This is a genomic window from Ramlibacter sp. GS1-15, assembly GCF_057785015.1.
Genome location: NZ_JBYNTU010000001.1, coordinates 1832409 through 1845352, shown reverse-complemented (window position 1 = coordinate 1845352; position 12944 = coordinate 1832409). Strand labels below are relative to the sequence as shown.

Annotated in this window: 14 protein-coding genes and 1 tRNA gene; 8 read left to right on the top strand and 7 right to left on the bottom strand. The window is 67.5% G+C overall.

All coding sequences use genetic code 11. The annotated features are described in order from the left end of the window. Positions 1 to 118: 118 nt before the first annotated feature. Complete coding sequence (locus tag AC3EF3_RS09325; protein WP_488531875.1) at positions 119 to 1021, top strand: DUF72 domain-containing protein; 903 nt, start codon at positions 119 to 121, stop codon at positions 1019 to 1021. Here the strand turns inward: AC3EF3_RS09325 and AC3EF3_RS09320 are convergent. After that, entirely contained in the window at positions 912 to 1919 is a 1008-nt protein-coding gene (locus tag AC3EF3_RS09320) for an alkane 1-monooxygenase (RefSeq protein WP_488531874.1), read from the bottom strand. The two genes, AC3EF3_RS09325 and AC3EF3_RS09320, sit on opposite strands and share 110 nt — an antisense overlap. Positions 1920 to 1975: 56 nt before the next feature. Between AC3EF3_RS09320 and dapC the strand changes: the two genes are divergently transcribed. From dapC to AC3EF3_RS09285, 7 genes are read left to right on the top strand one after another with little or no spacing between them, the layout of a single operon-like run. Continuing rightward, positions 1976 to 3163 carry a succinyldiaminopimelate transaminase gene (gene dapC, locus AC3EF3_RS09315; RefSeq protein ID WP_488531873.1) on the top strand — a complete coding sequence of 396 codons (1188 nt, stop codon included), beginning with the start codon at positions 1976 to 1978 and terminating at the stop codon, positions 3161 to 3163. After that, a complete protein-coding gene (gene dapD / locus AC3EF3_RS09310; RefSeq protein WP_488531872.1) occupies positions 3160 to 3984 on the top strand; it encodes a 2,3,4,5-tetrahydropyridine-2,6-dicarboxylate N-succinyltransferase in 825 nt (274 codons plus the stop codon). The genes dapC and dapD overlap by 4 nt, the downstream gene beginning before the upstream one ends. A 26-nt stretch (positions 3985 to 4010) precedes the next feature. Further along, complete coding sequence (locus AC3EF3_RS09305) at positions 4011 to 5168, top strand: PilT/PilU family type 4a pilus ATPase (protein ID WP_488531871.1); 1158 nt, start codon at positions 4011 to 4013, stop codon at positions 5166 to 5168. Beyond that, a complete protein-coding gene (gene dapE, locus AC3EF3_RS09300) occupies positions 5165 to 6316 on the top strand; it encodes a succinyl-diaminopimelate desuccinylase (protein ID WP_488531870.1) in 1152 nt (383 codons plus the stop codon). Before AC3EF3_RS09305 ends, dapE begins: the two co-directional genes overlap by 4 nt. Further along, positions 6313 to 7170, top strand: a complete 858-nt coding sequence (gene prmB / locus AC3EF3_RS09295; protein ID WP_488531869.1) for a 50S ribosomal protein L3 N(5)-glutamine methyltransferase — start codon at positions 6313 to 6315, stop codon at positions 7168 to 7170. The genes dapE and prmB overlap by 4 nt, the downstream gene beginning before the upstream one ends. Beyond that, entirely contained in the window at positions 7167 to 9050 is a 1884-nt protein-coding gene (locus AC3EF3_RS09290) for an ABC-F family ATP-binding cassette domain-containing protein (RefSeq protein ID WP_488531868.1), read from the top strand. Before prmB ends, AC3EF3_RS09290 begins: the two co-directional genes overlap by 4 nt. A 7-nt stretch (positions 9051 to 9057) precedes the next feature. Beyond that, complete coding sequence (locus AC3EF3_RS09285; RefSeq protein WP_488531867.1) at positions 9058 to 9594, top strand: hypothetical protein; 537 nt, start codon at positions 9058 to 9060, stop codon at positions 9592 to 9594. Here AC3EF3_RS09285 and AC3EF3_RS09280 read toward each other — a convergent pair. The 6 genes from AC3EF3_RS09280 to pal form a co-directional block, all read right to left on the bottom strand. Beyond that, complete coding sequence (locus AC3EF3_RS09280; RefSeq protein ID WP_488531866.1) at positions 9530 to 9808, bottom strand: hypothetical protein; 279 nt, start codon at positions 9806 to 9808, stop codon at positions 9530 to 9532. The two genes, AC3EF3_RS09285 and AC3EF3_RS09280, sit on opposite strands and share 65 nt — an antisense overlap. Before the next feature lie 138 nt (positions 9809 to 9946). Continuing rightward, the gene (locus AC3EF3_RS09275; RefSeq protein ID WP_488531865.1) at positions 9947 to 10198 is read right to left on the bottom strand and encodes a hypothetical protein; all 252 of its coding nucleotides are present in this window, start codon (positions 10196 to 10198) and stop codon (positions 9947 to 9949) included. A 495-nt stretch (positions 10199 to 10693) separates the two neighbouring features. Further along, positions 10694 to 10769: transfer RNA gene (locus tag AC3EF3_RS09270), tRNA-Lys, on the bottom strand. Between the two features lie 47 nt (positions 10770 to 10816). Beyond that, positions 10817 to 11605, bottom strand: a complete 789-nt coding sequence (locus AC3EF3_RS09265) for a tRNA threonylcarbamoyladenosine dehydratase (protein WP_488531864.1) — start codon at positions 11603 to 11605, stop codon at positions 10817 to 10819. Between the two features lie 22 nt (positions 11606 to 11627). Next, positions 11628 to 12401 (bottom strand): tol-pal system protein YbgF, encoded by a 774-nt coding sequence (ybgF, locus tag AC3EF3_RS09260; protein WP_488531863.1) that lies wholly within the window; start codon positions 12399 to 12401, stop codon positions 11628 to 11630. Between the two features lie 11 nt (positions 12402 to 12412). Then, positions 12413 to 12931: a peptidoglycan-associated lipoprotein Pal gene (gene pal / locus AC3EF3_RS09255; protein WP_488531862.1), complete on the bottom strand. Its 519-nt coding sequence runs from the start codon at positions 12929 to 12931 to the stop codon at positions 12413 to 12415. Positions 12932 to 12944: the final 13 nt, after the last annotated feature.

The window sequence follows — 12944 nt, the reverse complement described above, 5'->3', positions numbered from 1 at the left end:
CCGGACCCCTCGTCCGGGTTGCCGGTGATGATAGCGCCCTGCGGCAGGGCTTCCGCCTACAGAAACGTTCGGAAATGCTGCATTCCGGGGGCCGGCCGGTCGGGTCAAAACTGCCCTCATGGGCGGGAAGATACGGATTGGCGTCTCCGGCTGGCGATACCCGCCCTGGCGCGGGAATTTCTACCCGAAGGGGCTTGCGCAGTCACGCGAGTTGCATTACGCAGCGCGCGTCTTCAGCACGATCGAGCTCAATGGCTCGTTCTATTCGCTGCAATGGCCTTCCAGCTACGCGCAATGGGCCGAGGAAACGCCCGAGGGCTTCGTCTTCGCCATCAAGGGCAGCCGCTACATCACGCACATGCTGAAGCTGCGCGGCATCGAGGCGGCGCTGGCGAACTTCTTCGCCTCGGGTCTCTTCGAGCTGGGCGACAAGCTCGGCCCGATCCTGTGGCAGTTCCCGCCCACGATGCGCTTCGATCCGGAAACGTTCGAGAATTTCCTGTCGATCCTGCCGCGCACGACGGGAGAGGCGCTGTGGATTGCCTGCGCCCACGACGAGCGCCCGAAGGGCCGCGTGTGCCTGCAGCCGCTGGACGACTTTCCCATGCGGCATGCCGTCGAAGTGCGGCACGCGAGTTTCGAGACGCCCGGCTTCGCGGCGATGCTGCGACGTCACAACGTCGCTTTCGTCGTCGCCGACACCCCGAACCCCTGGCCCCGCTTCGAGGGCATCACGGCCGATTTCAGCTACATGCGCCTGCACGGCTCGACCGAGCTCTACAACAGCCGCTATACGCCGGAAGAACTCGCCCGCTGGGCCGCGCTGATGCGCAGCTGGGCCCGATCGGGTGACGTCTATTGCTACTTCGACAACACCGACAAGTTGCACGCGCCCGACAATGCGCAGGAGCTCATGGAGATGCTGGGATTGCCCGTGCCGTGGCAGCCAGCCGGGGGTGCATCAGCCGGAACCAGAGCGGCGGGATCGCCGCAAGAAGCAGGCAGCCTGCATAGCCCGTAGGCAGTTGCGGCCCCGGCAGCGGCGCGAGCTGGGCGCCGGGCTTCCACGCGTGGACATGGTGGTCGGAATGGCGCTGCAAATTGGCCAGCAGGGAATTGGACATCACGTGGTCCGCGTTCCACGCATGCTCGACCCCGAAGGGCTCGCGCTGGCCGTTGAACAGTTTGCGCCGCTCCAGGCCGTAATGCTCGATGTAGTTCACCGTTTCCAGAAGCCAGACGGCGAAGGCGGACTGGCCGATCCAGAACACCAGCGCCTTCCACTGGCCGAACGCCGCCAACGCCGCGACGAACGACAGGTTGAAGGCCCAGGCCCAGAGCAGGCGGCGTCGGCCGAGCTGCCACGCATGCACCGTGCTGCCGATCACGGTGCGCGGCAGGAAGCGCCACAGGCTCTCGCCGAAGCGCGCGGTGGCCGGATCGTCGTGCGTGGCCGCGCGCACGTGGTGGCCGCGGTAATGCTCGATCATGAACTGCGGATAGTTCACGCTCGTCATCAGGACCCAGGCGAGCACCCGGTCGGCCTTGGCGCGGCTGTGGCCCAGTTCGTGCGCGAAGGTGATGCCTTGCGCGCCGGTCAGGAAGCCCGCGCCGTAGGCGAAACCGAGCACGATCGCCCAGTCGCTGTGTGCAGTGATGGACAGCCCGACGACCAGCATCAGAAGCTGCAAGGGCACGTACAGGCGCAGGATCCATGCGAGGAAGGTGGCCGACCCGCCCGGCGGCGGCGACCGGTCGGCGCCCGGCCAGAAGCCGTCCACCAGAGCGACGGCGAGCCAGATGAGGAATGCGCCCGCCGCCGCCTGCTGCGGATGGACCACCATGTTGAAAACCAGTCCCGCCGGCAGCAGCCAGCCGGCGAGGAAGCGCAGGTCGGAAGCCCGGAAACCGTTGTCCATGCCCCATTGAACGCAGCCAGGCAGGCCCCGTCAATGGGCGGCCCGATAATCGGTGCATGAATCCCCTGCTCGACAGACTGCAGCCCTATCCTTTCGAGCGGCTGCGGCAGCTTTTCGCGGGCACCACGCCCAATGCCAAGTACCGGCCGATCAGCCTGGGCATCGGCGAGCCCAGGCATCCCACGCCCCAGTTCATCAGGGACGCCCTCATCGCCGGCCTGGACGGCCTGGCGCATTACCCGATCACGGCCGGCGAGTCGCATCTGCGCGATGCCTTCCGCCGCTGGCTGATGACGCGTTACGGCCTGGCGGTGGACGCCAACACGCAGATGCTGCCCGTGAACGGCTCGCGCGAGGCGCTGTTCGCGTTCGCGCAGACGGTGCTCGATGCCGGCAGGAAGGGGGTCGTGGTCGTGCCCAACCCGTTCTACCAGATCTACGAAGGCGCGGCGCTCCTGGGCGGCGCCGAGGCGTTCTACGCCCCCGCCGATCCGCAACGCAACTACGCGGTGAACTGGGACGCGGTGCCGGCCGAGGTCTGGGTGCGCACGCAACTGATCTTCGTCTGCTCGCCCGGCAACCCGACGGGTGCGGTGATGCCGCTGTCCGAATGGAAGAAGCTGTTCGAGTTGTCCGACCGCTACGGTTTCGTGATCGCCTCGGACGAGTGTTACAGCGAGATCTACTTCGGCGACGAGGCGCCCCTCGGGGGCCTGGAGGCGGCACACAAGCTGGGCCGCAGCGACTTCCGCCGGCTCGTGTCCTTCACGAGCCTCTCGAAGCGCAGCAACGTGCCCGGCATGCGCAGCGGCTTCGTGGCGGGCGATTCCGCCTACATCAGGAAATTCCTGCTGTATCGCACCTACCACGGCAGCGCGATGAGCCCGGCGATCCAGCGCGCCAGCACCGCGGCGTGGGAAGACGAGAAGCACGTCGCCGAGAACCGGCAGCTTTATCGTGCCAAGTTCGCGCAAGTCACGCCGATGCTGGCCGAAGTGCTCGATGTCAAATTGCCCGATGCCGGGTTCTATCTGTGGGCCGGTGTGCCGGGAAGCGACACCGAATTCGCCCGCGAGCTGTACGCCCAATACAATGTGACGGTCCTGCCGGGCAGCTATCTCGCCCGCGAAACGGAAGGCATCAATCCCGGTGCCGGCCGCGTGCGCATGGCCCTCGTCGCCGACACGGCGGAATGCGTGGAAGCCGCGCAGCGCATCGTCGAATTCGTGAAGTCCAAGAAATGACCCAGCAACTCCAGCAAATCATCGATACCGCGTGGGAAAACCGCGCCCAGATCTCCACCGCCTCCGCCCCCAAGGAAGTGGTCGACGCCGTGGAGCACGTCATCGCGGAGTTGAACAAGGGCAAGCTGCGCGTCGCCACCCGTCAAGGCGTGGGCCAGTGGACGGTGCACCAGTGGATCAAGAAGGCCGTGCTGCTGTCGTTCCGCCTGCGCGACAACGAAGTGGTGCGCGCCGGTGACCTGGGCTTCTACGACAAGGTGCCGACCAAGTTCGCCCACCTTTCGCCCGAAGAGATGGCCGCCACCGGGGTGCGCGTGGTGCCGCCCGCTGTCGCGCGCCGCGGCAGCTACATCGCCCGGGGCGCGATCCTGATGCCCTCCTACGTCAACATCGGCGCCTACGTGGACGAAGGCACGATGGTCGACACCTGGGCCACCGTCGGCTCCTGCGCGCAGATCGGCAAGGGCGTGCACCTGTCGGGCGGCGTGGGCATCGGCGGCGTGCTGGAGCCGGTGCAGGCCGGCCCGACGATCATCGAGGACAACTGTTTCATCGGCGCCCGCTCGGAGATCGTCGAGGGCGTGATCGTCGAGGAGAACTCGGTGATCTCGATGGGCGTGTACATCGGCCAGAGCACCAAGATCTACGACCGTGCCACCGGCACCGTGACCTATGGCCGCGTCCCGGCCGGCTCGGTGGTGGTCTCCGGGAACCTCCCGAGCGCGGACGGCAAGTACAGCCTGTACTGTGCGGTGATCGTCAAACGCGTGGATGCGGGAACGCGTGCGAAGACCAGCCTGAACGATTTGCTGCGGGACTGAAACGAGCTGGGGACGGAAGGAGCGGTATGAGCACGATGGAGAAGATCCTCCGGCTGATGGGGGAAAAGAAGGCGTCGGACGTGTACCTGTCGGCGCACGCGCCGGCGCTGATCAAGATCAACGGGCAGTGCCTGCCGATCAACAACCAGCTCCTGCCGCCCGATGCGCCCAAGGCGCTGCTCGCGGAGGTGCTGCCGCCCCGGCGCATCCAGGAACTCGAGGACACGGGCGAGCTGAACATGGCCCAGGCGATCGACGGCGTGGGCAACTTCCGCTTCTCGGCGATGCGCCAGCGCGGCACCTATGCCGCGGTGATCCGCTTCATCACCACCGAGATCCCGCCGCTGGAAAGCCTGGCGGTGCCCATGATCCTGGGTGACCTGATCATGGAAAAGCGCGGCCTGCTGCTGATGGTGGGCGCCACCGGCGCCGGCAAGAGCACCACGCTCGCGTCCATGATGGATTTCCGCAACGAGCGCGTCTCCGGCCACATCCTGACGATCGAGGACCCGGTCGAATTCCTGTTCAAGAACAAGAAGTCGGTCGTCAACCAGCGCGAGGTCGGCACCGACACGCAGTCCATGCAGATGGCGCTGAAGAACGCCCTGCGCCAGGCGCCCGACGTGATCCTGGTCGGCGAAATCCGCGACCGCGAGACCATGTCCGCCGCGATCGCCTATGCGCAGTCAGGTCACCTGTGCCTGGCGACCATGCACGCCAACAACAGCTACCAGGCGCTGAACCGGATCCTGTCGTTCTACCCCGTGGAAGTGCGCTCGACCATGCTGGGCGACCTGGCGGCCGCGATGAAGGCGATCGTCTCGCAGCGCCTGCTGCGCACGGTGCACGGCGGCCGCGCGCCGGCGGTGGAGGTCATGCTCAACACGAAGCTCGTCGCCGAGCTGATCGAAAAGGGCGACTTCTCGGGCGTCAAGGAAGCGATGGAAAAGTCGATGGCCGAAGGCTCGCAGACCTTCGAGCAGGACATCGCGCGCCTGATCATCGAAGGTATCGTGGACAGGAAGGAAGGCCTGGCCTACGCCGACTCACCGACCAACCTGCAATGGCGCCTGCAGAACGACTTCGCGGGCAAGGATGCCGAGCGGGTCGAGGAAGGCGCGTCCGAGGAAGACCTGCAGGACGAGCCCTCCTTCACCGAAATCACGTTGGACATCAAACATTGACGCGTGCGCTGCACCTCACCGAACAGCTCATCTCGCGGCGTTCCGTCACGCCGCAGGATGACGGCTGCCAGGAGATCCTCGCCGCGCGCCTGAGGCCGCTGGGCTTCGCCTGCGAAACCATCGCGAGCGGCCCGCCGGAATTCCGAGTCACGAACCTGTGGGCCAGGCGCCCCGGCAAGTCACCCCGTACCCTGGTGTTCGCCGGCCACACGGATGTCGTGCCCACGGGCCCGCTCGAGCAGTGGACCAGCGACCCGTTCACACCCTCCCACCGCGATGGCCTGCTCTACGGGCGCGGCGCGGCCGACATGAAGACCTCGATCGCGGCTTTCGTCGTCGCGGTCGAGGAGTTCCTGGCGGCCCATCCCGATCCGCAGGTCTCGCTGGCCCTGCTCATCACCAGCGACGAGGAAGGCCCGAGCGTCGACGGCACCGTCGTCGTTTGCGAGAAGCTGAAGGAACGCAAGGAGCGGCTCGACTGGTGCATCGTCGGCGAGCCGACTTCGGTGGAAAAGCTCGGCGACATGATCAAGAACGGCCGCCGCGGCTCGCTTTCCGCCAGGCTCACCGTCAAGGGCGTGCAAGGCCACATCGCCTACCCGCAGCTCGCGAAGAACCCGGTCCACCTGGCGGTGCCGGCCTTGACCGAGCTGGCAGCGATCGAATGGGACCGCGGCAACGAGTTTTTCCCGCCCACCAGCTGGCAGATGAGCAACATCCACGGCGGTACGGGCGCAACGAACGTGATTCCGGGCAGCGTGGTGATCGACTTCAACTTCCGCTATTCGACGCAGTCCACCCCCGAGGGCCTGCAGAAGCGCGTCCATGAAGTGCTGGACAAGCACGGCCTCGATTACGACATCGCCTGGGTACTGGGCGGCCTGCCCTTCCTTACCACCCCGGGCGAGCTGGTCGGGGCGATCCAGCGGGGCATTCGCGCGGAAACGGGCGTGGAGACCGAGCTCTCGACCACGGGGGGCACCAGCGACGGCCGCTTCATCTCGCGCATCTGCCCGCAGGTGATCGAGTTCGGCCCGGTCAACGCGAGCATCCACAAGATCGACGAACACGTGCGCGTGGCGGACATCGAGCCGCTGAAGAACATCTACCGGCGGACGATCGAAAACCTCGACTCCCAGGCGACATGACGGTGATCGAACTGGTCGAGGCGAGCGCCGCCCGGCTCGCCGGCGCTGGCGTGGCATTCGGCCACGGCACGACGAACGCGTTCGACGAGGCGGCCTGGTTGGTGCTGTGGCAGCTCGGCATGCCCCTGGACGACCTCGACGGCGTCGCCGCGATGGCCGTTTCGCCGCAACAGCAGGCCACGGTGGAAGAGCTCGTCACGGAGCGGATCGCCACCCGCAAGCCTGCGGCCTATCTCACGCGCGAAGCCTGGCTGCAAGGCGTGCCTTTCTATGTCGACGAGCGTGCGATCGTGCCGCGCAGCTTCATCGCCGAGCTGATCGCCGATGGGACCATCGATGCGTGGTTGTCCGACGAGACGAAGCGCGTGCTCGACCTGTGCACCGGCAACGGCAGCCTGGCGGTGCTCGCGGCCATGGCGTATCCGGACATCGACGTGGACGCGGCGGACATTTCGCGCGATGCGCTGGAGGTCGCGAAGGTCAACGTCGACAGGCGCCAGCTGGCCGGCCGCGTGCGGCTGGTCGAATCCGATGGACTGAGGTCCGTCGCGGGACCGTACGACCTGATCCTGTGCAACCCGCCGTACGTCAACGCGCAGAGCATGGCGCAGCTGCCCGATGAGTTTCGGGCCGAGCCGCGGCTCGCCTTGGCCGGTGGCGCGGACGGCATGGATTTCATCCGCCAGCTCCTGCGCGACGCGCCCGCGCACCTGAGCGAGCACGGCGTGCTGGTGCTGGAGATCGGCAACGAGCGCGAAAATTTCGAGCGCGCATTCCCGAAGCTGGAATGTGTCTGGCTGGAGACGAGCGCGGGCGAGGACCAGGTCCTGCTGCTGACGCGCGACAAACTGTGATCACCCTCAAGAACCTGACCTTGCGCCGCGGCGTCAAGGTCCTCCTGGACAACGTCTCGCTCGTGATCAACCCGGGCGAGAAAGTCGGCCTGGTCGGCCGCAACGGCGCGGGCAAGTCCAGCCTGTTCCGCCTGGTCGACGGCACGCTGCACGAGGACAGCGGGGACTTCTCGATGCCATCCCAGTGGCGCCTGGCGCAGGTCGCCCAGGACATGCCCGACACGCAGGAGTCGGCCACCGATTTCGTGCTGGCAGGCGACACGCGCCTGATGGAACTGCGCGCGGCACTCGCCCGGGCCGAGGAGAGCGGCGACGGCATGGCCATCGCGCACGCGCATTCGGACCTCGCCGATGCGGGCGAACACGACGCGGCGCCGCGCGCCCAATCGCTGATCCTGGGCCTGGGCTTCAAGGTGGCGGAACTCGACAACCCGGTGAACAGCTTCTCGGGCGGCTGGCGCATGCGGCTGCAGCTGGCGCGGGCCCTGATGTGCCCCTCGGACCTGCTGCTGCTGGACGAGCCGACCAACCACCTGGACCTCGATGCACTGGTGTGGCTGGAGTCGTGGCTGAAGAAATACGCGGGCACGCTGATCGTCATCAGCCACGACCGCGAATTCCTCGATGCCGTCACCGGCGTCACGGTGCACATCGAGCGCCAGCAGCTCACGCGTTACGGCGGCAACTACAGCGCGTTCGAAACGCTGCGCGCGCAGCAGATCGCCCTGCAGCAGGCCTCGTTCGAAAAGCAGCAGGAAAAGATCGCGCACCTGCAGAAGTTCATCGACCGCTTCAAGGCCAAGGCGACCAAGGCCAAGCAGGCGCAGAGCCGCGTGAAGGCGCTCGAGCGCATGGAGAAGATCGCGCCGGTGCTGGCCGACGCGGAATTCACCTTCGAGTTCAAGGAGCCGGCCAACCTGCCGAACCCGATGCTCGCGATCGCCGACGGCGAGTTCGGCTACGCGGACAGGGTGGTGCTGCGCAACGTCAACCGCAGCGTGCTCGCCGGCCAGCGCATCGGCATCCTCGGCGCGAACGGCCAGGGCAAGTCGACGCTGGTGAAGTCGATCGCGCGCGACATTTCGGCGCTGGGCGGCACGATCACGGAAGGCAAGGGCCTGACCATCGGCTACTTCGCCCAGCAGGAGCTCGACGTGCTGCGTCCGCAGGACACGCCGCTCGAGCACATGACGCAGCTCGCGCGCGAGCTCGCCGACGGCGGCAATGCGGCGCGCGAGCAGGAGTTGCGCAATTTCCTCGGCACCTTCAATTTCACGGGTGACATGGTGAAGCAGGCCGTCGGCACCATGAGCGGCGGCGAGAAGGCCCGCCTGGTGCTGGCGATGATGGTGTGGCAGCGCCCCAACCTGCTGCTGCTCGATGAGCCGACCAACCACCTGGACCTGGCCACGCGCGAGGCGCTGGCCATGGCCCTGAACGAGTTCGAAGGCACGGTGATGCTGGTCAGCCATGATCGCGCGTTGCTTCGCGCGGTGTGCGACGAGTTCTGGCTGGTGGCGCGCGGCGCCGTGCAGCCCTTCGATGGCGACCTGGACGACTACCAGCAGTTCCTGCTCGACGAAGCGAAGCGCCAGCGCGAACAGGCGAAGCAGGCAGCCGCCCCGGCCCCCACGCCGGTGCCGCCGCGCAAACCCGACCTGTCGCGCGCGAAACCGCTCAAGCGCGAGCTCGAGCAGTCGGAAAGGCGCATGGCCGAGCTGAACACCCAGCGCGAGAACCTCGAGGCCCGCCTCGTGACCCTCAGCGCACCGGCCGAGCTGGCCGAAGCCGGCCGCCTGCTGAAGGGCGTGAACGACGAGTTGCACACGCTGGAAGAACGCTGGCTCGAACTGCACGAAGAGCTCGATAAGATGGCGTGAAGCCGTCATGCCCACCGCCCTGCAACTCGCCGAAGGCGACACCGCGCTGCTCGAGGCGGTGCGCCGCTGCCGCAGGCTGTTGAACCGGCGGGCGCTCGTCGCCGCGGCCGCGAGCACGGTGCCGGTGCCGGGCCTGGACTGGGCCATCGACGCGGCGCTGATGTCGCGCCTGATCCCGGCGATCAACCAGGAGTTCGGGTTGACGCCGCAGCAGATCGAGCAACTGCCGCAGGTCCAGCGTGAACAGGTGCAGAAGGCGCTGGCCGTGGTCGGCTCGCTGGTCGTCGGGCGCTTCGTCACGCGCGACCTGGTCGTGCGCATGGCGCAGGCAGTGGGCAAACGCCTGACGGTCCAGCAAGCCGCGAAGTACGTGCCGATCGCAGGCCAGGCGGTGTCGGCAGTGCTGGGCTACAGCGCCGTGCGCTACCTCGGTGAGGAACACATCAAGGATTGCGTGCGCGTGGCGCGCGAGGCGCAGCTCACGGTGCCTCGGCCGCGGAGGGCACTTCTTCCGGATAGAACATCTGCCCGTCGGCGGACATGAACGCCTGCAGCACGCGCGCGTTTGCACCGCGCGCCGCCGGCAACTGACCGACCCGCAGCCAGCGACGCACCTGCCAGGCCGGCACGCGCGCCTGGGAGCGCGTGAGCAGCGTGCGCTGCCCGCCGGTCTCCACCAGCTCGATCACGGCATCGGCATCCTGCCAGGCCCGGCGATCGACCAGGGCTTCTCGCGGATCCGTCTTCTTCACGGTCATGCGCGCGATGATTCCATGCACGCGCGCGAGATCGCCGGAGCGAGCTTCGACTCTTCGTGTGGGGGGCGCGCTAACGCGAAAGTCAGACTGGGCGCAGCGCCCCTACGCGGTTGTTCTGCGCCGTCCTACGGCGGCGGCTTACCAGCCGCGATCAAAGCGCGTGCGCCAGACGCCCCGCTGCGGCACCTGCATGGCAACCGTGGGCTCGGGAGCATCGAAAGCGTTCGCGCCCCCGTCGGCGCCGGGCAGCTCCCAGGCGCCGATCACCGAGCCGTCCGTGCGCATCAGGAGGCCGCCCCCGAGCTCGGTGAACTCCGTGTTGGGGCGCGTCCATGTCCAGGAAACCAGCAGCAAGCCCGCCAAGACCAGTGCGGTCCAACGGATGTCCATGGTGTTCCTCCCTCCCCCCGCTTGGTGCGAGTAGTTGGGCGATTGTCCGCCCGGCCCCACCCGACGCAAGAGGCTGGACGCTATCGCGCTGCGCGTGTCCATATCAATGCCGGAGGCAGCTGGCGTAGGAACGCGTCCACTGGCGCCTGCAGCGCTTGTCCTACATTGGATCGGGGCATGGAAGGTGTTCGTCCTTGCACATTCCAAGGAGAGCACGATGTCGAGACTGCATCTGTTATCCAGCCTGTTCGCGAGCGCCCTCGCGCTCCTCACGCCGGCCTGCGGCGGAGGCGGCGACGGAGGCTCCATGAGCAGTGCTCCGGCGCCCGGGCCCGCGACACCCGCTGAGAACCCCGCTTCCGCTCCAGCTCCAGCTCCGGCTCCAGCGCCTACTCCGGCTCCGGCCCCAGCGCCCGCTCCCGCCTACTGATGTGCGCCAAAAACGAAGGCCCGCTCTCTTGTCGATGGCGGGCCCATGGGTGAACGCGGAAGGACTGGTAGGACGTACAAGATTCGAACTTGTGACCAACGGATTAAAAGTCCGCTGCTCTACCAACTGAGCTAACGTCCCGCCTTCTGCCGCTGCTGCACGCATTGCGCGTGCAGCAAAGCCCGCAATTATATCGTCTTGCTGAACCGTTTTCGGGACGCGATGCGGTCGAGCAGCCAACCGGCCGCGCATTGGCCGAAAGTCGCCGTCACGCTCACGACGGACCCGTAGCCGTGGCAATTGAGCGAACCGTCCCCCTCGATGTTGCACGACGGGTCCGGCGGCGCCACGGCCTCGCGGCTGAAAACACAGTCGACGCCGATGCGTTTGCCCTCGCGTGGCGCGCCATGGAACTTGCGCAGGCGCTGGCGCACCTGGGCGAGCAGCGGGTCGTGCGTGGTGCTCGCGAGGTCATCCACCTCCACCTGGTGCGCGAGCCGCTTGCCGCCGGCCGCCCCGCAGGCGATGAACAGCGTCTTCGTGTGCAGCGCCCAGGCGGCCATCGCCAGCTTGGCTTTCACCTGGTCGCAGGCATCGATCACCGCCGTGACGCCCGCGGGCAGCAGCTGCGGCCAGTTGTCGGGGCCGGCGAACTCGTCCACGGCGTGCACGACGCAGCCCGGGTTGATGCGGGCGATGCGCTCGCGCATGGCCTCGACCTTGGCTTGCCCGAGCGTGATGTCCAGCGCGTGGACTTGCCGGTTGATGTTCGATTCGGCCACATGGTCGAGGTCGACCAGCGTGATTTCGCCGACGGCGCTGCGCGCCAGCGCTTCCGCCGCCCAGGAGCCCACGCCGCCGACGCCGACCACCGCGACGTGCGCCGCGCGGATGGCCGCTGCCCCGTCGATGCCGTACAGGCGCTCGAGCCCGCCGAAGCGGCGTTTCAGGTCGGCGGATTCGTCGAGGTGGGTCACCCCGCGATTGTCACTGCAGTCGTCACCGCAGCCGCTGCAGCCTTTCCTTCGCCGCCACCGCCGCCTCGGACTGCGGATAAGTCTTCGCGAGCTGGTCCAGCGTGCGGCGCGCGCCGGCGTTGTCCTTGAGCTCGATCTGGCAATTGGCGATCGACAGCAGCGCCTCGGGCGCGCGTGCGTGGTCGGGGGCGGAGTTCAGCAGCTCGCGGAAATTCGCGATCGCCCCGCGGTAGTCGCGGTTGGCGTACTGCGCATTGCCCAGCCAGAACAGCGCCGTCGGCCGGAAGCCGCTTTGCGGGTAGCGCTTGATGAAATCGGCGAACTGGGCCTGCGCGCCCGGGAAGTCGCCCTTGCGGAAGGTGGCGAGCGCCGCCTCGTAGGTGTTCGATTCCTGCGGATCGGCGATGAACTCCTTGCCGTCCACCGTGACCTTGGACGGCTCGAACTTGCGCAGCCGTTCGTCCACCCCCTGCGCGATGTCCTTCTGGCGCCGCTGCAGGTCCGCCACATCGCGCGTGAGCTGCTCGTTGGCGCCGTTCAGGCGTGCGATCTCCTGGCGCAGCGCCTCGATCTGCTGCTGCAGTTCGAGCAGGCTGCGGCGGATGTCCGCCGTCGACTGGTCGAGCTGCCGCTGCTGGTCTTGCCGCTGCATTTCCAGCCGCTGGCGCAGGTCGAGGATGGCCTTGCGCGCGTCTTCGTCCTCGAACAGCGCGGCCGATGCGCCGCCGGACGCCGCGAGTGCCAACGCCGCGAACGCGGCCGCGGCCAGGGCGCGGGCGGAAAGGAAGCGGGGCATGCGCGCTTCCATCAGCGGTACACGATCTCGGCGCGGCGGTTCTTGGCCCACGCTTCCTCGTTGCTGGCGGGATCGACCGGCTTTTCCTTGCCGAAGCTCACGGCTTCGACCTGGTTGTCCTGCACGCCCAGCAGCTTGAGGGCGTTGCGCACGGCCTCGGCACGGCGCTGGCCGAGCGCCAGGTTGTATTCGCGGCTGCCGCGCTCGTCGGTGTGGCCCTCGATGAAGATGTGGCGGCCCGGATTGGACTTCAGGAAGCGCGCATGGCCGTCGATGATGGACTGGTACTCCGGCTTGATCGCGTTGCTGTCGAAGTCGAAGTAGATGATGCGCGCCACGTTGCGCGGGCCCTGCGCGGTGGCCTGGTCCGCACCCGCGGTCACGGGCGCCACCTGGCTCTGCGGAGCCGGCTGCTGCCCGGTGGGCTGGGCGGCCTTGTTTTCCACCGGCACGTCGTTCAGCGGGGTGCTGGAACAACCCGCGAGCGCGGCGGCGGCCACCAGCAGGGCGGCGAGACTGTTCTTGATCATTCGGAAACTCCTT